The organism is Soonwooa buanensis, assembly GCF_900167905.1.
Classification (GTDB): Bacteria; Bacteroidota; Bacteroidia; order Flavobacteriales; family Weeksellaceae; genus Soonwooa; species Soonwooa buanensis.
The window spans coordinates 159,024-177,889 of the sequence record NZ_FUYZ01000002.1 but is presented as its reverse complement, the minus strand read 5'-3'; the positions used below and the strand labels follow the sequence as shown (position 1 = coordinate 177,889).

Below are 18,866 nucleotides of genomic sequence, written 5' to 3'. Positions count from 1 at the left end.
TTATAAATTATTAATATAAGCTCTACTTTCAGGCCCGAGATTACATATCAAATCTAAGACCGAAAGATTTTTAATAAAACCATCTTTGTCCGAAAAGGTTTGATAATATTCTGGAAAAACCTCTTCAGACTCAACCTTTGCAGAGAATTCATTTCTAAAATCCTCTTCCGCTGGCAAGCTTTCGTAATCACTTGACAAAGAAAATTCTTTTTCAATTTTTAAAATATCCAGAACAATTTCTAAACATTTCAAATTTAATTCAAATAAAGTTTTGGGTTGGCTATTGAAGATTTTCGCCAATTTTAATTCATAATATTCAAAATATGGCGAGGCTTGATATGCTGACGTTATCGACTTCCAATGTTGTTTTTGCCAATCTTCAGCATAAGAAATTTCAACATCTTTCATGGCTTGTTTACCTTTATGCTGCGTCGGTATTATTAATGATAATTTCCCATTGGCCGCATAGATATTGGTTCTGTTACGATAGGTTTGTTTCGGAAAATGTTCAAATTGTTCCAAAACAACTTCATTATCCGATTTTAGAAATTCTTTAAACCAAGAAATCGGCGGAAAGTAAAACAGAGGTAATACAACTTTCATATTCTTCATATTAAAGTAAAGGTTCAAAATCTTAGTTTTTACACTTTAATATTGAACCTTTATTACATTTTATTCGTCTTCTTTTTTCTTTCTAAATAATTTCATGATGTAATCCCACCCAAAGAACACGACAAGAATAAGCGCTGCAACCCACCAATAGGATGTTTTATTAGCTTCTCCAGTATTGGTTGCTTTGAACATTCTGTCCCAACGGATTTTTTTGTCCGCTTGGTAACTCGAGTTAGCATCTGGGAAAAGCCCTTGTACGCTCATCCATGTGAACATCGGCTTTCCAACGATATTTTCTTCAGGAACGAAACCAAAGAAACGTGCATCCAACGACGCATCACGATTGTCACCAATCATAAAATAATAATCTTGTTGAACCGTGTATTGGCTAGTTTCTTTACCATTGATAAAGAATTTTCCGTTTTTGTTTTCTAGTTTGTTATGTTCGTAAACATGAATTAATCTTTGATATTCAGGATAATTATCTTGTGTTAAATTGATAACATCTCCTTTTTTAGGAATTGTCAAAGGTCCGTACCAATCTTGATTCCAAGCTTTATTAACTGGGAAAATACTGTTAGTTGAGTCAATTCTTGAAGCAGGAACTGGGTAACCATTTGCATCACGCATATAATTTCCGGTTGCATCAGTCGCATATTTGTAATAAGCTAATGACGCCAAACCTTGTTTCATAACATCTTCGTCAACACTTTCAACACCAGGAATTTGCTTGATTTCATCTCTGATTTTATCCGTCAAACCTTGGAATTGATACACAAAGCCTTTATCATCTTGACCTTCAACAACTGGTAAAAATCCGAAAGTCTTGTAAAGTCCCGGAATATCCAATTGCGAAGCACTTCTTACAATATATTTATGCTGAACTTCTTGATCGCCTTTTACAAACTCTGGCTTTCCATTGATGAATAATCTTCCCGCACGGAATTCTACAACATCACCACCAACCGCTACAAGACGCTTAACATAAGGATCTTTTCTGTCAGTCGCAACATGCACAGAATCGTCTGGATAGTTAAAAACAACAATATCATTTTTTTCAGGTTTTTCCCAACCTGGCAATCTTAAATATGGTAACTTAACGGCTTCAACATAAGATTTAGGATCATCTTTTGGATTCCCTTTTTGTCCAGTGTCAAAAATAGTTCCTTGTAAAAATGGTAATGCAACAGGACGCATTGGCATTCTGTAACCATAATTAAGTTTATTTACAAACAAGAAATCTCCAACAAGAAGCGTTCTTTCCATCGATCCAGTCGGAATCCCAAAAGGCTGCGTGATAAAAACGTGAATAATCGTCGCAAATACCACAGCAAAAGTCACCGAACCAATAAAAGTTTCTTTCTTTTTGCCTTCCTCATCAATATCTTCTTCTTCGATTTCTGGATTTTTGGAATAGTTAACAGTTGCCATAAAAATAAATGGCAAAATCACCGTCAACAAAGCATTAATTGGTCCTGTTTTCCCGAATTTTTTCATTAAAAAAACATGAAAAACCGACATCATAATTGGTCCAACAATCGGAAAATAAGCAATAGCAACCCACCACTTCGGATGTTTTGTTTCTTTTTGAATAATGAGATAGTTATAAAACGGAACAAATGCAAATAGCGGATTGTAACCCATGATCTTGAAAAGCTTCCAAGTCGAAAGCCCCATCAATACGCTAACAATCAAGACATAAATGCTATATTGTAATATATAATCCATAGAAATTTATTTTATGATTTGATATTTTTTAATGATTAGTAAGCAAATTTAAAAAATGTTACAATTTTAGGACAAACCTAAAACATCGTTCATTCCGAAAATGCCTTTTTTGCCCACAATCCATTCAGAAGCGATTACTGCTCCAAGCGCAAAACCTTTTCTGTTGAAAGCGGTGTGCTTTAATTCGATTTCGTCAACGTTGGATCTGTAAAAAACACTGTGCGTCCCAGGAACTTCGTCTTCGCGGATTGCAAAAATTCCCAATTCGGAACCTTGTGTTTCTTCCAACTTCCAAGAATTAAAATCAGAATGCTTAATAATACCTTCCGCGATTGAAATCGCTGTACCACTCGGCGCATCTTTTTTATGAATATGATGAATCTCTTCTAACTGACAATTGTATTCATTTTTGAAAGGTTGCATCAATTGTGCAAGTTTTTCATTCATTGCAAAAAACAGATTAACACCCAAACTAAAATTGGATCCGTAGATAAAAGCTGTTTCGTTGTCGATCGCTATTTTCTCAATTTCAGGTTTTTTATCCAGCCAACCCGTTGTCCCACAAACGACAGGAATCTGTTGTTCTAGACAGAATTTAATATTGTTAAAAGCCGCTTCTGGATTAGAAAACTCGATGACAACATCTGCATTGTTTAAAGACTCAACTGTAGGTGTTTCTTTAAGTCTTGCAACAACTTCATGTCCTCTTTGTTGAGCAATTTCATCAATAATTTGCCCCATTTTTCCGTATCCAACTAATGCTATCTTCATGTTAATTTTTTAAAATCTATAGTTAAAACTAAGTCCAGCTTTCGTCGGCTGAACACTATATTGATCAGGAATTACCGTCGGCGAAATCGCCAAATCGGGATCCTTGCGACCTTCATACAAATGCGCGTCCACAACAGCATCGACAATATTTAAAATATAAATAAGTCCAGCAATACCAATTGCATAATCGCGTTGTCTTTTGTACTGATCTTGCGCATTACCAAGAACAGTTTTGTCAACTCCAGGAATATTCGAAAACTCATGCGGTTGTCCGTTAAGTTCGGCTACAAAGGCATTTCGATAACGATTGTAATTTTTTTGATTCCAAAGTGCGATACCAACACCCGTCCCCACAGCTCCCCAAACGATTGGGATTTTCCAATATTTTTTATTGTAATATTGACCAAGCCCTGGCAAAACAGCAGAATACAGTCCTGCTTTCATAGGACTGTATTTGACAACGCCTTGTGGAGCGTTTTTTTTGTTAATTTCATCAAGAACTTGAACCTCCGATTTGTCGATTTTTGTGATTCCTGAATTGACTTTTAGAGTATCAGTTTTGATGGTGTCCGTCGTAATTTGCGCAAAGCTAAAACCCGAAAGCATCAACATCAAAACCCAAACAATTTTATACTTCATCTACTTTTAATCTAGAAAGAATGAATTCTAATTCGTTTTCATTTTTAAAATCTAGAACGATTTTACCTTTTTTACCATTACCTGAAGATTTAATTTCTACCTCTGTTTCAAAAATATCGGATAAGGTTTTCTGAGCTTTTTTAATATGATTCGGAAGATTAACAACTTTCTCAACTTTCTCCTTTTTCTCAGGATTTTTAAGAAGCGTTGCTAATTTCTCAGCTTGACGAACGTTAAGTCCTTCTGCTAAAACTTTATCAAATAAATTCTTGCGATCAACTTCAGACTCAAGACTGATAATTGCGCGACCATGACCAGCAGAAATTTGACCACTTCTAATTGCATTCTGAATATCAGGCGCCAAATTTAAAAGACGAATTGCATTAGTAATCGTACTACGTTCTTTACCAACACGTTGACTTAATTTTTCTTGTGTTAAACCAATTTCTTCTAACAATCTTTGGTAAGTTAAAGCCACCTCGATTGCGTCTAGATTTTCACGTTGGATATTCTCCACAAGCGCCATCTCTAGCAACTCTTGGTCATTAACCAAACGAATATAAGCCGGAATACTTTTTAGTCCAGCTAATTTTGAAGCACGATAACGACGTTCTCCAGAAATAATCTCGAACTTTTCGCCATCTTTACGCAAGGTAATTGGTTGAATAACACCAAGATTTGTGATAGATTGCGCCAACTCATTCAGTGCTTTTTCGTCAAAATAAGTTCTTGGTTGGTTGGCATTTGGGTAAATATCTTCGATAGCAACCTCAACAATATTCCCCACCAAATCCTCTGCGCCAGCATCCTGAGCTGTGTTGATAAGACTTTTGCTTTCGGCGTTTAGGATAGCTCCCAAACCTCTACCCATTGCTCTTTTTTTATCTTTCATATTTTAAATTGATTTAGTAAAAACTTTCAATAATTAAGATTTTACTAATTTTTCATTTTTCAATAAAACTTCTTCCGCTAATTGAATATATTGGATAGCACCTTTACTTTCAGCATCATATTTAAGAATACTTTCTCCAAAACTTGGCGCTTCGCTCAATCTAACATTTCGGCTGATAATTGTTTCGAAAACCATTTCTGGAAAGTGCGAATTAACCTCTTCCACAACTTGATTCGACAATCTCAAACGACTGTCATACATTGTTAAAAGAAGACCTTCGATATCTAAATTTGGGTTATGAATTTTTTGAACATTTTTAATCGTATTCAATAATTTGCCCAAACCTTCCAATGCAAAATACTCACATTGAATCGGAATAATAACAGAATCCGAAGCCGTTAAAGCATTTATCGTTATTAAACCTAAACTCGGCGCGCAATCGATAATAATGTAATCATAATCTTTTTTAACCGATTCTAAAGCTTTGCGCATCATGTATTCGCGGTTTTCACGATCCACCAATTCGATTTCGGCAGCAACCAAATCGATATGCGATGGGATAATATCCACATTAGGAGAACTGGTTGGCAAGATGCATTTTCTAGCTTCTGCACTGTGCTCTAACAAATCATAAGTTGACGCGTTAACCTCTTCGATGCCTAAACCCGAAGTTGCATTCGCCTGTGGATCGGCGTCGATAAGAAGAATTCTTTTTTCTAAAACACCTAATGCCGATGCTAAGTTAACGGCAGTTGTCGTTTTGCCCACACCACCTTTTTGATTCGCTACACCTATAATCTTTGCCATAAAATTCAATTAATTCTCAAAAATACAATTTTTTAAAATGCTATATCCACAGGGATGTTTAGAGATTACATAAAGCATTATTATTCAACGGAATAGATGTGAAAAAAATTATCCACATTTTTAAATTAATGTGGATAAAATTTTAAATATTTAAAAAAGAAGGGTTTACTCAATTTTCATAGAAATCGGAATTCTAAAGTAAGATCTTACAGATTCGCCATCTAGTTTAGCAGGCGTCCATTTTGTTCTGATATCTTTAATAGTACGCTCTGCTTCACGGTTAAAATCAGCATCAGTACCTTTTGCTTTGACGTTAGAAATACTTCCGTCTTTCTCTACAACAAAAGTCACAACTGTACTAATTACCCCACTTTGATCAACCTCCGAAGTGTCAAAATTCTCACCAATTACGCGTCGGAAAGCCTCTACTCCACCTCTAAAACTTGCTTCAACATCTACATGTGATGGGATTGCGTTAGGATCTTTTGGAGGAGCGGTACTTGTTGTTGGTACAGTTGGTACATTACCCGTCCCAATCACTGGCGGCGTTATTGGCACATATGTATTAGGAGCTGTTGGCGCATCGATAGTCTGTATCCCAATTGCAGCATCATTAATCTCAGTTGTTGAAGCAATTGGTTTTTCTTTATCAACATGACGACTTGGTGTAGGAATAATATATTCAACAGTATTAACAACTTGCTGCTGTTGTGGCGGTGTTGTAGCCTGTGGCGGCGTTGGCTCCTCGATATCTTGTTGGATATGAACCATCGTTGGAGGACCTGTTATAACATCCTCAATAATAGCATCAGACTTAAAAGAGTTAATAATAAAAGGAAGAGCAGCAACACTAATGAATAAGCCTATACCGATAAACATTGCTTTTGACAGATTACTTCCGTAACCATGTCTCAATTGATAAGCGCCATAAGCTTTGTTACGATGTTCGAAAACAACTTCATCCAATCCTAAACCTCTTTTTTGAAGTTCCTTTAATAAATTTTCCATTTCATAAAAATTAATAGTTAGTAATCATTAAAAATAAATCCGCTCTTCAATAATATTTTATATTAACTATCACTTCACCAAAAAGAATACCATTTGATAGTTAAAATTTTAAATATTTAAAACTTTAACTATATACTTCATAATATATTTTTGCAATCAAAATTTAACGATAATGCATTATTTTAAAAACTTAACTAAAATAAAAACCACATTTAATGAAAATAATTAGTATTTTCAAAACATGAAATCCACACTAATTTTAGTTTTCACAATATTTCACTTTTTGTTAAATGCGCAAGATGGATTTCAGTTTGTAGATAAAAAATTAGATAAAATTGAAATCAAATTCGTTAATGTCAACAACCTTATCATTATCCCGATTAATGTCAATGGCGTTGATCTTAATTTTCTTCTGGACACCGGCGTATCAGAAACCGTGTTATTTAGTTTAGAAAACAAAGAAGTGAATTTTAAAAATGTTGAGAAATTAAAATTCACTGGACTTGGCGAAAACATTGACATCGAAGCCTTAAGATCGATTAACAATAGACTTAGCATCAGTAACCAATTTGTAGATTCAACACAAAGTTTAAATATCATCCTTGACGAAAGTTTCAACATCTCAACAAGCCTTGGTTATCCTGTTAATGGCATAATTGGTTACTCTTTTTTTAAAAACTACCCAATCGAAGTTGATTATGTTAGCGAAAAGCTAAGAATCTATCAGAACGAAAATAAATTATCAAAACGAGTAAAAAAACATGAAGTTTTTAATATAAGTCTAGAACTCAACAAGCCTTACATGTTTGCTGATGTTGAAATGACGCGCGAAAAGAAAAGCTCCAAGCTACTTTTGGATTCGGGGAACACAGATTCTATTTGGCTTTTCCCAACTTTAATTCCTGGTTTTAATTACAATCGTCCAAATATTGACGATTATCTTGGCGCTGGTTTTAGTGGTGATATTTACGGAAAACGAAGTAGAATTCACGGTTTGTATTTTGGAAGATTCGAATTTATTACGCCCTTGGTCGCAATGCCAGACGCAACATCGATTGCACATCTACAACTAGTACCCGACAGAAAAGGATCAATCGGCTCGGAGATTTTCCGAAGATTCAATATGGTTTTTGATTACCCAAATGAGAAAGTTTACTTCAAGAAAAATAAATATTATGACGATCCATTTTTGTTTGACCTTAGTGGACTCGAAGTAAGACAAAATGGACTTTCGTGGGAAAAAGACCTTGTCAAAATAGAAACAAAAACCAAAAATATTAATTCCCTCGAAATAGGAAGCACATTTACTAACACAGAAGATTTTCAATACAAATTTACATTAAAGCCAAAATTCATTATTGCTGGAACACGGAAAAATTCTCCAGCTCAACTTGCTGGATTACAAAAAGGCGATATTTTAGTGAAAATTGATGATAAAAAAACATCAGACATGACCTTATCAAAAATTAATAAGATCCTAAAATCACAAGAAGGTAAGATTATTAAAATCGAAGCAGAAAGAAATGGCACAACTGTCATATATAACATCACCTTAAAAGACCCAATCCCTTACGAAGAACACTAATATGGAAGATACACTTACGAGCATCCGGACAAGGGTAAGATTCAAACTAAAAACAAGCTTGACGCCCGATGAATATTCGGAAAACATAAAAAACTATTTAAAAGAAAACAACGAAGAATTCACAGGAAACATCAACCGTGAAGTAGCTACTATTTTTGTAAAAAATGACAATAATAATTACTGGAAGCCTAACCTCGCTTTGAGAACCGAAATCGAAGAGGGACAAACCTACATTCGTGGTATTTTTGGACCAAGCTCGGCTGTGTGGACGTTTTTCATGTTTTTGTACTTTATATTTTCGATTTTGTGGATGACATTTTTCACCATGTATTATGTCGAAAAACAAATCAACTCTAATGATTTTCCTTGGGCATTAAGCGCGTCATTTGTGGCTTTGGCATTGGTTTTAGGAACTTATATTGCCGCACAAATTGGACAACGACTTTCTAAAGAAGAAATGAAAAAGTTAAGAAAATTCGCGGAAGAATCGACACTTCCACATGAAATGAAACCTAACGAGGAAGTTTAGATTTAGCATAAAAATGTCTCAATTTTAAACCTAAATTCAAAATAAAATACTGAAACGGCTTTTGCTTTTTATAATATTTTCCAATAAAAATCTGCATCGCACCATAAAATCTTTGAAGATAAACTTCATCTTTCATCGTGCTTTCCCCTTTATAATGCAGAATTGAATGTTTTCCGTAATAGTAATTTTGATAGCCGTGTTGCGCAATAGTATAACACAAATCGATGTCTTCGCCGTACATAAAGTAAGCTTCATCAAAACCGCCAACCTCTTGATAAACAGATTTTTTAACAATTAAAAAAGCACCTGTAAAAACCTCACATTCAGCGACATCAAATTCTCCGATGTCGTTACGGTAATATGTTTTAGCATCCGATTTTTTAGAAAAAGGTGTAAACAACTTCTCAAAAGAATTGCGCATATCAGGCACAGACCTTTTACTTTCTGGTAAAAAAACACCTTGTTTATCATGCATTCTTACACCAAGACAACCAAATTTTGATTTAGAATCTGCAAAATCCAAAAGTTCTTTAATATAAAAACCTTCGATTTCTGTATCAGGATTTAGGATTAAAACATATTCGCCTTTTGCATGTTCGACACCGATATTATTCGCGATCGAAAAACCATGATTTTTTTGAGAAGCAATGAAATTAACTTTCGGAAATTCTTGAATCAAATTCTTCCAATCTTCATTTGGAGACAAATTATCAACAACAAGGATTTCGAAATTAACATCAGTAAAATATTTATTAATCGACACAATACAGTTGCGAAGCAAATCCGCAACATTATAATGAACAATAACAACACTTATTTTTACCATCAAATTCCTTCTTCTATAGTTTTTCGTTATAAGGTAAACGATTGACAATCGATCTTCCTAACGATATTTCGTCGGCATATTCTAGCTCATCACCAACGGAAATTCCGCGTGCAATACTCGAAAACTGAACATTAAATTGTTTAAACTTTTTATAAATATAATAAGCCGTCGTGTCGCCTTCCATCGTAGCACTTAGCGCAAAAATCAATTCTTTAACCTCGCCAGTTTCCAGCTTTTTTTCGATGCTATCAATATGCAATTGTGCAGGACCAACACCTTCCATTGGCGAAATTTTACCACCAAGCACCAAATATTTTCCTTTGAATTTTGACGTATTCTCAATCGCCATAACATCGCGAACATCTTCGACAACGCAAAGTACTTCCGCATTTCTTTTGTCATCCGCACAGATCTCGCAAATATCATTATCCGAAAAATTATGACAATCTTTGCAGTATTTAATATCGATCACTAAATTCTGAATCGCAGTTCCTAAAGCCACACCTTGCGACGCTGGTTGTCTAAGAAGATGCAACGCCAAACGCAATGCTGACTTTTTCCCAATACCAGGAAGTCCAGAAATCTCATCAACCGCTTTAGCCAAAACTTTACTTGGATAATCCATCTACTTCTTAAGACTTTCCTTTCTTTCGTAGGTTACAAAACAATAATCGAATGCATTTTTTTCGTCTTTGCTATGACAATCTCTTTTGGTTTCTGCCCAAATTTTAGAATCAATTTTAGGAAAGAAAACATCAGCATCCATTTCACCATCAACAATTGTCACTTCCAATCTATCCACCAAATCTATCGTTTGCGAGTATATATTTCCGCCACCGATTACAAAAACTTCGCTATCAATTTTTTTAGCATGCTTTAAAGCTTCTTTCAAACTTGGCACAATCAAAATCCCTTCCTCAAACCAATTCTCCTTTCTACTAACCACAATATTGGTACGATTAGGAAGTGGACGACCAATACTTTCGTAGGTTTTGCGCCCCATAATAATAGGATGTCCAGATGTTAGATTTTTAAAATGTTTTAGATCTTCGGGAAGATGCCACAAAAGTTGATTATCTTTTCCAATGGCATTATTTTTCCCCATTGCTACAACAATACTTACCATGTTGAAAAAATTGCTTATTTTACAAAACTACATCTTCTACAGTTTTAAAAAAAATTTATACAACTTAGATTTTTAATTTTTGTAATTTTGATGTTTAAAATTTTAGAAAAATCATTTATGAAAAAATATTTCATCCTTTCCGCAGTTGCTTTTATGATGTTGGTATCATGTAATAAGGACAAGGAAATTCTTAATAATCTCAACGACTACAATATCTCTATGGAAAGCAAAGGTTATCACTTCGGTGACAAGCTTAATATTCCGCAAGAGGTTCTTAACAACGCCGAAAGTATTAGTATTAATTTTGGCGACAAAGAAACGAGCAATTTAGTTATCGATCCTAAATTCTTTACACTTGGTGACAATGCGGTAACTTTTAATATCAAGAAGAAAGATGGTCAAGTTTTGACACAAGATGCCACCATCAACGTTTTTGCTAAAAATCCAGAAGCTACAATCGCCTACGACATAATTGCAGAATATCCGCATAACCCACAAAACTTTGTACAAGGTTTCCAAATTGATGGTAACACAATCTACGAAAGTGATGGTCAAAATGGTGCTTCACAAATCTTAAAATACACGCTTGGATCAACAACGCCAATTGTTGCAACTAAAAATCCAGAAGATGTTTTTGCTGAAGGCAGCACAATTATCGGCGATAAAGTTTATCAATTAACTTGGAAGAATAAAAAAGGTTTTATTTATGACAAAGCAAGTTTAAAACTTCTTTCAGAATTTGCATATCCAGACGAGATTGGCGAAGGTTGGGGCTTAACTTATGATGGACAATATTTGATTTTATCAGACGGAACAAAAAGCATTTATTTCTTAGATCCGAAAAATCCTTCTAAAATCGTTCGCGAAATCGCAGTTGCTGGCAATACAGAATCTTACGACCAAATCAACGAACTAGAATATTATAAAGGCTACATCTACGCGAATGTTTGGATGAAACCAATTATCTTGAAAATCGATCCAAAAACCGGTGAAGTTGTTGGTAAAATGGATTTCACAAACATTGCAAAAGAAAATACAACAAGCACAGACAATGTCCTTAACGGCATCGCCTTCAAAGGTGAAAACATGCTAGTTACTGGTAAAAATTGGCCAAAAATCTATGAAGTAAAATTCAAATAATTTCTCGAAATAAGAATTCAGAAAGTCCAAGTTGATGCTTGGACTTTTTTATTTATTTTTGAATCAGAAATCGCTAATCTTATTTATTAAATGAAAAACTTATTGTTTTTGTTTTGCTTATTGCCTTTTTGGTTGTTTAGTCAAACCGAAATAAAATCCGACAGTCTTAACTTAAAAGACAGCCAAGGGATTTATTTTGACGACTATGATAACATCTATTTATACAATGCAAGAAGTTTTAGTTTTACTAAATATGATACACTTGGTCAAAAAACCGCACAACAAATGCTGCCAAGACCTTTCCGAGCACAAGCGATTAACAATCCGCTTAACATCGTTTTCTTTTCCGAGAACACACAAGAGATTAAACTAACGGACGCCAATCTTAATGATATCCAAAACATACGACTTTCGGAGAATTTTAATTTTATTAAAAGCGTTTATATTGAAGATCAACAAAGCCTTTGGTTACTGGATGATAGCTCGAAAAAGTTAATTCAATACAATTACAGAAACAACAAAATTGTCAACAGCTTCCCTTTTTATCAAAACATGGAAGACATTCTCGACATGCTGGTGTTTGAAAATAAAGTTTACTTATTAAAGAAAAATTCTTTTTTAGTTTTGAATTTAAGAGGCGAAATTCTTGATAAAATCGAACTAAATCTACCAACAAAACTAAAGCGTGAAAACGAGACTATTTTAGTTTTTACAAAACCCGAACTCATCCAATATTCTACCGACAAAAAAGTAAAAAAATTGAGTTATAAACAAGACTCAGAAATTGTGGATAAAAATAAGTCAGGATTTTTGGTTCGCAGCAAAAACAAGCTATATCTTTACAAGCCCGAGTCGTAAAACACTCAAGCTTAATAATCAATAACTTAGAACAAAATAAGATCATGCATATTGCTGTAACTGGAAATATTGGCGCAGGAAAAACGACTTTAACAAGAATGCTTTCTAAACATTATGAGTGGGAAGCGCAGTTCGAAGACGTTGATCACAACCCTTATTTGGACGATTTTTATGGTGATATGTCAAAATGGTCTTTTGCATTGCAAATCTACTTTTTGGGAAGCAGATTCCGTCAAGTTAAAGAGATTCGTGACAGTGGGAAAAACGTTATCCAAGATCGTACAATCTACGAAGATGCACACATTTTTGCAGAAAATCTTGCAGAGATGAATCTACTTTCGGAGCGCGATTACAAGAATTATTTATCCGTTTTTAACTTGATGAAAGACTTTGTTTCGGCACCAGATTTGCTAATTTATTTAAAAGCCGAAATACCAACTTTGGTACGTCAAATTGCGAAAAGAGGACGCGATTACGAGACAAGTATCAGCATCGATTATTTATCAAAACTTAATAACAAATACGAGAGTTGGATTTCTAATTACAAAGAAGGAAAACTTCTAGTTATAGAAGTTGACAACTTAGACTTCGTTGAAAAACCTGAAGATTTTGGTTACATTCTGGAAAGAATTGACGGAGAACTGAACGGTTTGTTCTAGACAAAATTTCGGCAAGTTGAAGGATATGGCTAACTGCCAACAATGAAGATTGACACTTTATTATTACAAAAATCCTAAAAAACCTTATCATGTTAGAGGTTATATACAACAGTAATTGCCCGAAATCCCGAGCTATTCTAGAATACTTGGACGAACACAACATCAAGTTCCAATTAATTGATCTAAAGACGCACCAATTATCTGTTTTAGAACTTAAAAATTTGGTTAAAAAACTAAATATTAAGCCACAATATTTCTTAGACAGAATCAACAAATGGAAAGAAAAAATTGGGGCTAAAATAGAAGCTTTAACCGACGATAACATCTATGAAATCCTACACACAACGCCAGATTTGATAGAAAGTCCAATCCTAATAAAAGGACAAGTAGCAATGCTCGGAACACCGATTGACAACATCAAATTCTTTGTTGAAAACACATAACAAAAGGACTTTGATAAAAACTTGAAAAAAATTAACATAGAATATTCTATTTATTTTTAAAAAGATTTGTCAATACGAAAAAAAATTCGTTATTTTGCAACCTCAAATATCATATAGTAAAAAGAACATCGAGATATGTCAAGAATTTGCCAAATAACAGGTAAGCGTGCAATGGTAGGAAACAACGTTTCTCACGCAAATAACAAAACGAAAAGACGTTTTGAAATTAACTTATTAGAGAAGAAATTTTTTCTTCCTGAGCATGGTAAGCATGTAACTCTAAGAGTTTCTGCTCACGGATTAAGAGTAATCAACAAGATTGGAATCGAAGAAGCTATTGAAAGAGCTGTAAGAAACGGATTTATTAAATAATTTTAAGCAATGGCAAAAAAAGGTAACAGAGTTCAAGTAATTCTAGAGTGCACAGAGCACAAAGAAACAGGTATGGCTGGGATGTCAAGATACATCACTACCAAAAACAAAAAGAACACTACTGAAAGATTGGAGCTTAAAAAATTTAACCCAGTTCTTAAGAAGTACACTCTACACAAAGAAATCAAGTAATCTAATCCATTAAAGATATTTAAAAATGGCAAAGAAAGTTGTAGCAACCCTTAAAGATGGTTCATCTAAAAAGATGACTAAAGTTGTGAAAATGGTAAAATCTCCAAAATCAGGAGCTTACGTTTTCGAAGAAAAAGTAATGAATGCAGACGACGTAGAGTCTTATTTGAAAAAATAATTCTACAAGATTTGTAATTGTATAAATTAACTACTCAATTTTTGGGTAGTTTTTTTATTATCTTTGAGGAAAGATTTTCTGAAACAAAGATCAAACATTTGCTTTCCGAAGAATCTACAATCAAAAATTAAAATTCGAAATTCTCTGAAATGAGTTGGTTCAAAAAAATATTTAAAAAAGAAGAAAAAGAAAGTCTTGACAAAGGGCTCGAAAAATCTAGAGAAGGTTTCTTTGATAAAATTTCTCGTGCAGTTGTTGGTAAAAGCACTGTAGATGACGAGGTTCTGGATGATCTAGAAGAAGTGCTAATCGCTTCCGATGTTGGTGCAGAAACAACCATTAAAGTCATCAAAAGAATTGAAGACCGTGTTGCAAGAGACAAATATGTTAACGTATCCGAACTTGACAATATATTAAGAGAAGAAATTTCGGGTTTGTTGTTAGACAATCCTCATGCCTCAACCGAGAATATTGACATGAGCAAAAAACCTTATGTTATCATGGTTGTTGGCGTTAACGGCGTTGGAAAAACAACGACTATCGGGAAACTGGCACATCAGTTCAAATCCCAAGGTCTTAATGTTGTTCTTGGTGCCGCCGATACTTTCCGTGCTGCTGCGGTGGACCAGTTGGTTATCTGGAGCGAACGTGTTGGTGTACCAATTGTAAAACAAGCCATGGGGTCAGATCCTGCTTCGGTTGCATTTGACACCGTACAATCGGCGGTTGCACAAAATGCGGATGTTGTGATTATTGATACCGCAGGTCGACTTCATAACAAAGTTAATTTGATGAACGAACTTTCTAAAATTAAACGTGTTATGCAAAAGGTTATTCCAGATGCGCCACACGAGGTTTTATTAGTTCTTGATGGTTCTACTGGACAGAATGCTTTTGAACAAGCAAAACAATTTACAGCGGCAACAGAAGTTAATGCTTTAGCGGTTACCAAATTGGACGGAACAGCAAAAGGTGGCGTGGTTATCGGCATTTCGGATCAATTCCAGATTCCTGTAAAATATATTGGTGTGGGAGAAAAGATGGAAGATTTACAGCTATTCAATGGTATGGAATTTGTTGACTCATTTTTTAAGAAGAAATAATATTTTTTCATTACACACAAAATCACACAAAATATTAACTTAAAAAAATTAAATTATGAGTTGGCTAGGATGGATAGTTTTTGGATTAATTGCTGGAGCAATTGCAAAAATGTTAAGACCAGGTAATGATCCTGCAGGATGGTTAATCACCATTATTATTGGTATACTAGGGAGTATGCTAGGAGGTTTTATCGCGGGCGTTATTGGCTTTGCAAAACCTGATAGTTTTTGGAGCTTTTCGAATTGGGTTTTCTCAATAGCAGGAGCTGTTTTACTACTCTTCATTTATAGTAAACTTACCACTAAAAGATAAGTTTTAATACACTTAAAAGATAAAAACGTTTAGAAATTCTAAACGTTTTTTTCATATCAGTAAAGATTATATAAGATTTATTTGTTACTTTAGCCTCATCAACCTAAAATAATTTATATGAAAAAAATCTTTACAAGTGTTTTAGCTTGCGGATTATTTACTACAGCTTTTGCACAATGGAGTCCAACTTCTATGCAAGGTGAAAAGTTACGTCCAGAAGTTAACTCTCAACACTACTACTCATTAGATCTAGCTCAGCTACGTTCTCAGTTAAAAAATGCGCAAGAAATGGGCAATGGCGCAAAGGCTGTGATTATCTCTTTACCAACAATGGATGGTAAAATGGAAAAGTTCGCGGTATACAGCTTACCTGTTGTTGTAAAATCTTTAGCTGACAAATATGACTTAGGTTCATATTCTGGTGTAGGTATCGATGATCCTACGAAATATGTTAGATTTAGCACTGCTCCTAATGACTTCCAATCGATGCTTTATCAAAATGGAAAGTACGAATTTATTGAGCCTCAAAATGCTGCAAAAACTGTATATGGTGTTTTCCCAAAAACAAATAAAAACTCTACAGAAAAAGCTTTTGAATGTAAGGTGAATGAAACTTTTGCATCTAAACAAGATCTTGCAAAATTGGCTAAAAACTCGGATTTCACTAATCTACCAAGTGATTTCTCAAAAGCTAGTGATAAAAAATATCGTACCTACAGACTTGCGATTTCTGTAACGGGCGAATACACACAATATTTCGGAGGTGTAGAACAAGCGATTACTGCAATTAATGCAACGATGACTCGTGTTAACGGTGTTTTTGAAAAAGACTTTGCTATTCATTTAAATCTTCAAGATTTCCCACAACTTATCTATACAAATCCTAATACCGACCCGTATTCTCCAGCTTCAACTGGTGCAGCGGGCGCATGGAATAAAGAGATCCAAACAACTTTAACCAATACCATCGGAAATGCAGCCTATGACATAGGCCATCTTTTCGGTAGATCTGGAGGTGGAGGTTCTGCAGGAGATATTGGAAATGTTTGTCGTGATGCAGCTGCATCTAATGATTCTACTTCTAAAGGTTCTGCATTTACATCACCTGGTACTGGAGCTCCTGCTGGAGATTCTTTTGATATCGATTATGTAGCGCATGAGATGGGCCACCAATTTGGTGCTTGGCATACCTTTTCACATGGTTTACATGCAGGAAGCATAGCACATATGGAACCTGGATCAGGATCTACAATTATGGGATATGCTGGGATAACCAACTATGATGTACAACAACACTCTGATCCTTATTTCCACGCTATAAGTGTAAAGCAAGTTCAGGACTATGCAAATACGCAAAATTGTGATGTTAACACGCCTATTACTAATAACCCACCTGTAGTTGCTGCAATGCCAGACGTAACTATTCCTAAAGGAACTGCTTTCGTACTAACAGCTTCTGCAACTGATGCGGAAAACGATGCCCTAACCTATACTTGGGAACAATATGATAGTTCGACCGCCGCGGTTACAACAGTTACAGGCAATAATACACAAGGACCAAAGTTTCGCTCAATAATGGGAACTTCAAATCCAACAAGATTCTTCCCTAAACAATCAATGGTATTAGCTGGTACACTAAGTAGCGCTACTGAATGGGAAGCTGTATCTAATGTTGCGAGACCTATGAACTTCCGTGTAACTGTTAGAGACAACAACCCTGATGTTAAGCAACAACAAACACAATTTGGAGCTCAAAAGGTAACTGTAGGTAACGACGGTCCTTTTAAAGTTAACACGACTAAAGTATATACCAATGCACCATCGCCAATCCAATGGGATGTTGTTAATACAACAGCAACACCTTATAATGTTGCTAATGTAAAAATTGACTATACAAAAGACAATGGAACAACTTGGACGACATTAGTTGCTTCAACACCAAATACAGGAACTGCAAATGCTGATTTAACAAGTTTAACATCGGGAAGCAATATTATATTAAGAGTTTCTGCAATTGGAAATGTATTCTACGCAGTCTCTAATGTAACGGTATCGTCGATGGTTGGATGCGATGGAACTGCTCCTGCAGGTCTTACAGCAACTGGTATCACCCAAACATCTGCGCAAGCAACTTGGGATCCTATTGCTAATGCAACCTATAACTTCAAATACAAAAAAACTGCTGATAGTAACTGGACAGAAGCTAATGGTTTAACAACAAACTCATACAACCTAGCTTCGTTGACACTTAATACGTCTTATGACATTAGTGTAGCAGCAGTTTGTAACGGTACGGTTGGCGCATTTGCAAACTATAACTTTACAACAAAAGGTGTCGAATATTGTACTGCTACAGCAGGAAATGCAACATTCGAAAGTATTAGTAATGTTACTTTTGCAGACATTAACAAAAGTTCTACTTCTACGGCTGGTTACGAAGATTTCACAAGTGTGGTAGGTAATGTGACGAAAGGTACTTCTTACGATTTCACAGCTAAGTTTACTGGTACAAGTTATGATACTGACCAAGTACTTGTTTGGATTGATTACAATAAAGATGGCGACTTCGATGATGCAGGTGAGCAAGTATTAGTAACGGCTAAAAAGAAATCTCCTTGGACTGGTAGTATTACAATCCCAGCAACCGCAGCTACAGGAGCAACAAGAATGAGAGTTCGTCTACAAGATACTTCTTTCGGTCCTAACGCAACACCTTGTGGAAGTAGCAATTACGGTCAGGTTGAAGATTACACACTTAATATCGGAACTTTAGCAGTTAATGATGTACAAACTAACAATAAGTTACAAGTATATCCTAACCCTGCAACAGATATGATTAACATTTCTAATATTGCAGCTAAGTCTACTTACCAAATCGTAAATATGGCTGGTCAAGTTGTAGCAAACGGTGCGACAGACGGTAAAGTTCAGGTTTCAAAATTAGATAAAGGTGTATACATTATCACTGTTGAATCTAATGGTCAAAAATCTCAAACTAAATTCATCAAGAATTAATATTAATACATAAATTCTTAGTAATAAATAAGCCCTTCCAGATTTTGGAAGGGCTTTTATTTTTTTAAAT

General features: G+C 34.9%; 22 protein-coding genes. 12 read left to right on the top strand and 10 right to left on the bottom strand.

The window, feature by feature from the left end:
* From B5X62_RS04015 to B5X62_RS03985, 7 genes are all read right to left on the bottom strand, one after another.
* Positions 1–612: a WbqC family protein gene (locus B5X62_RS04015; RefSeq protein WP_394333301.1), complete on the bottom strand. Its 612-nt coding sequence runs from the start codon at positions 610–612 to the stop codon at positions 1–3.
* A gap of 60 nt (positions 613–672) precedes the next feature.
* Positions 673–2,340 carry a signal peptidase I gene (gene lepB, locus B5X62_RS04010; protein ID WP_079666106.1) on the bottom strand — a complete coding sequence of 556 codons (1,668 nt, stop codon included), beginning with the start codon at positions 2,338–2,340 and terminating at the stop codon, positions 673–675.
* Positions 2,341–2,406: 66 nt separating this feature from the next.
* Entirely contained in the window at positions 2,407–3,111 is a 705-nt protein-coding gene (gene dapB, locus B5X62_RS04005) for a 4-hydroxy-tetrahydrodipicolinate reductase (protein WP_079666105.1), read from the bottom strand.
* Between the two features lie 9 nt (positions 3,112–3,120).
* Positions 3,121–3,750, bottom strand: coding sequence for a DUF5683 domain-containing protein (locus tag B5X62_RS04000; protein ID WP_185116711.1), 630 nt, complete (start codon positions 3,748–3,750; stop codon positions 3,121–3,123).
* On the bottom strand, positions 3,740–4,642 hold the full coding sequence (locus B5X62_RS03995; protein ID WP_079666104.1) for a ParB/RepB/Spo0J family partition protein: 903 nt from the start codon (positions 4,640–4,642) through the stop codon (positions 3,740–3,742). Before B5X62_RS03995 ends, B5X62_RS04000 begins: the two co-directional genes overlap by 11 nt.
* 33 nt (positions 4,643–4,675) lie before the next feature.
* Positions 4,676–5,449, bottom strand: coding sequence for a ParA family protein (locus B5X62_RS03990; protein ID WP_079666103.1), 774 nt, complete (start codon positions 5,447–5,449; stop codon positions 4,676–4,678).
* A gap of 165 nt (positions 5,450–5,614) precedes the next feature.
* Positions 5,615–6,457: an energy transducer TonB gene (locus B5X62_RS03985; protein WP_079666102.1), complete on the bottom strand. Its 843-nt coding sequence runs from the start codon at positions 6,455–6,457 to the stop codon at positions 5,615–5,617.
* Between the two features lie 241 nt (positions 6,458–6,698).
* On the opposite strand from B5X62_RS03985, the gene B5X62_RS03980 reads away from it, so the two are divergent.
* Positions 6,699–8,042: a PDZ domain-containing protein gene (locus B5X62_RS03980; RefSeq protein WP_079666101.1), complete on the top strand. Its 1,344-nt coding sequence runs from the start codon at positions 6,699–6,701 to the stop codon at positions 8,040–8,042.
* Position 8,043: 1 nt separating this feature from the next.
* Positions 8,044–8,571: a hypothetical protein gene (locus B5X62_RS03975; RefSeq protein ID WP_079666100.1), complete on the top strand. Its 528-nt coding sequence runs from the start codon at positions 8,044–8,046 to the stop codon at positions 8,569–8,571.
* Here B5X62_RS03975 and B5X62_RS03970 read toward each other — a convergent pair.
* The 3 genes from B5X62_RS03970 to B5X62_RS03960 are packed head-to-tail and all read right to left on the bottom strand — an operon-like array spanning position 8,555 to position 10,523.
* A complete protein-coding gene (locus B5X62_RS03970; protein WP_144038291.1) occupies positions 8,555–9,400 on the bottom strand; it encodes a glycosyltransferase family 2 protein in 846 nt (281 codons plus the stop codon). The two genes, B5X62_RS03975 and B5X62_RS03970, sit on opposite strands and share 17 nt — an antisense overlap.
* A gap of 10 nt (positions 9,401–9,410) precedes the next feature.
* Positions 9,411–10,022 (bottom strand): recombination mediator RecR, encoded by a 612-nt coding sequence (gene recR, locus B5X62_RS03965; protein WP_079666098.1) that lies wholly within the window; start codon positions 10,020–10,022, stop codon positions 9,411–9,413.
* Positions 10,023–10,523 carry a dihydrofolate reductase gene (locus B5X62_RS03960; protein ID WP_079666097.1) on the bottom strand — a complete coding sequence of 167 codons (501 nt, stop codon included), beginning with the start codon at positions 10,521–10,523 and terminating at the stop codon, positions 10,023–10,025.
* A gap of 117 nt (positions 10,524–10,640) precedes the next feature.
* Between B5X62_RS03960 and B5X62_RS03955 the strand changes: the two genes are divergently transcribed.
* The 10 genes from B5X62_RS03955 (at position 10,641) to B5X62_RS03910 (ending at position 18,796) form a co-directional block, all read left to right on the top strand.
* Positions 10,641–11,663, top strand: coding sequence for a glutaminyl-peptide cyclotransferase (locus B5X62_RS03955; protein WP_079666365.1), 1,023 nt, complete (start codon positions 10,641–10,643; stop codon positions 11,661–11,663).
* A gap of 90 nt (positions 11,664–11,753) precedes the next feature.
* Positions 11,754–12,521 carry a hypothetical protein gene (locus tag B5X62_RS03950; RefSeq protein ID WP_079666096.1) on the top strand — a complete coding sequence of 256 codons (768 nt, stop codon included), beginning with the start codon at positions 11,754–11,756 and terminating at the stop codon, positions 12,519–12,521.
* Between the two features lie 44 nt (positions 12,522–12,565).
* Positions 12,566–13,180, top strand: a complete 615-nt coding sequence (locus B5X62_RS03945) for a deoxynucleoside kinase (protein WP_079666095.1) — start codon at positions 12,566–12,568, stop codon at positions 13,178–13,180.
* Between the two features lie 89 nt (positions 13,181–13,269).
* Positions 13,270–13,623 (top strand): arsenate reductase family protein, encoded by a 354-nt coding sequence (locus B5X62_RS03940; protein ID WP_144038290.1) that lies wholly within the window; start codon positions 13,270–13,272, stop codon positions 13,621–13,623.
* Between the two features lie 135 nt (positions 13,624–13,758).
* Positions 13,759–13,995, top strand: coding sequence for a 50S ribosomal protein L28 (rpmB, locus tag B5X62_RS03935; RefSeq protein WP_079666093.1), 237 nt, complete (start codon positions 13,759–13,761; stop codon positions 13,993–13,995).
* Between the two features lie 9 nt (positions 13,996–14,004).
* Positions 14,005–14,187, top strand: a complete 183-nt coding sequence (gene rpmG, locus B5X62_RS03930; RefSeq protein WP_079666092.1) for a 50S ribosomal protein L33 — start codon at positions 14,005–14,007, stop codon at positions 14,185–14,187.
* Positions 14,188–14,212: 25 nt separating this feature from the next.
* Complete coding sequence (locus B5X62_RS03925) at positions 14,213–14,365, top strand: DUF4295 domain-containing protein (protein ID WP_079666091.1); 153 nt, start codon at positions 14,213–14,215, stop codon at positions 14,363–14,365.
* Positions 14,366–14,514: 149 nt separating this feature from the next.
* Positions 14,515–15,468 (top strand): signal recognition particle-docking protein FtsY, encoded by a 954-nt coding sequence (gene ftsY / locus B5X62_RS03920; protein WP_079666090.1) that lies wholly within the window; start codon positions 14,515–14,517, stop codon positions 15,466–15,468.
* A gap of 55 nt (positions 15,469–15,523) precedes the next feature.
* On the top strand, positions 15,524–15,781 hold the full coding sequence (locus B5X62_RS03915) for a GlsB/YeaQ/YmgE family stress response membrane protein (RefSeq protein WP_079666089.1): 258 nt from the start codon (positions 15,524–15,526) through the stop codon (positions 15,779–15,781).
* A gap of 117 nt (positions 15,782–15,898) precedes the next feature.
* Positions 15,899–18,796, top strand: a complete 2,898-nt coding sequence (locus B5X62_RS03910; protein ID WP_079666088.1) for a reprolysin-like metallopeptidase — start codon at positions 15,899–15,901, stop codon at positions 18,794–18,796.
* Positions 18,797–18,866 lie beyond the last annotated feature (70 nt).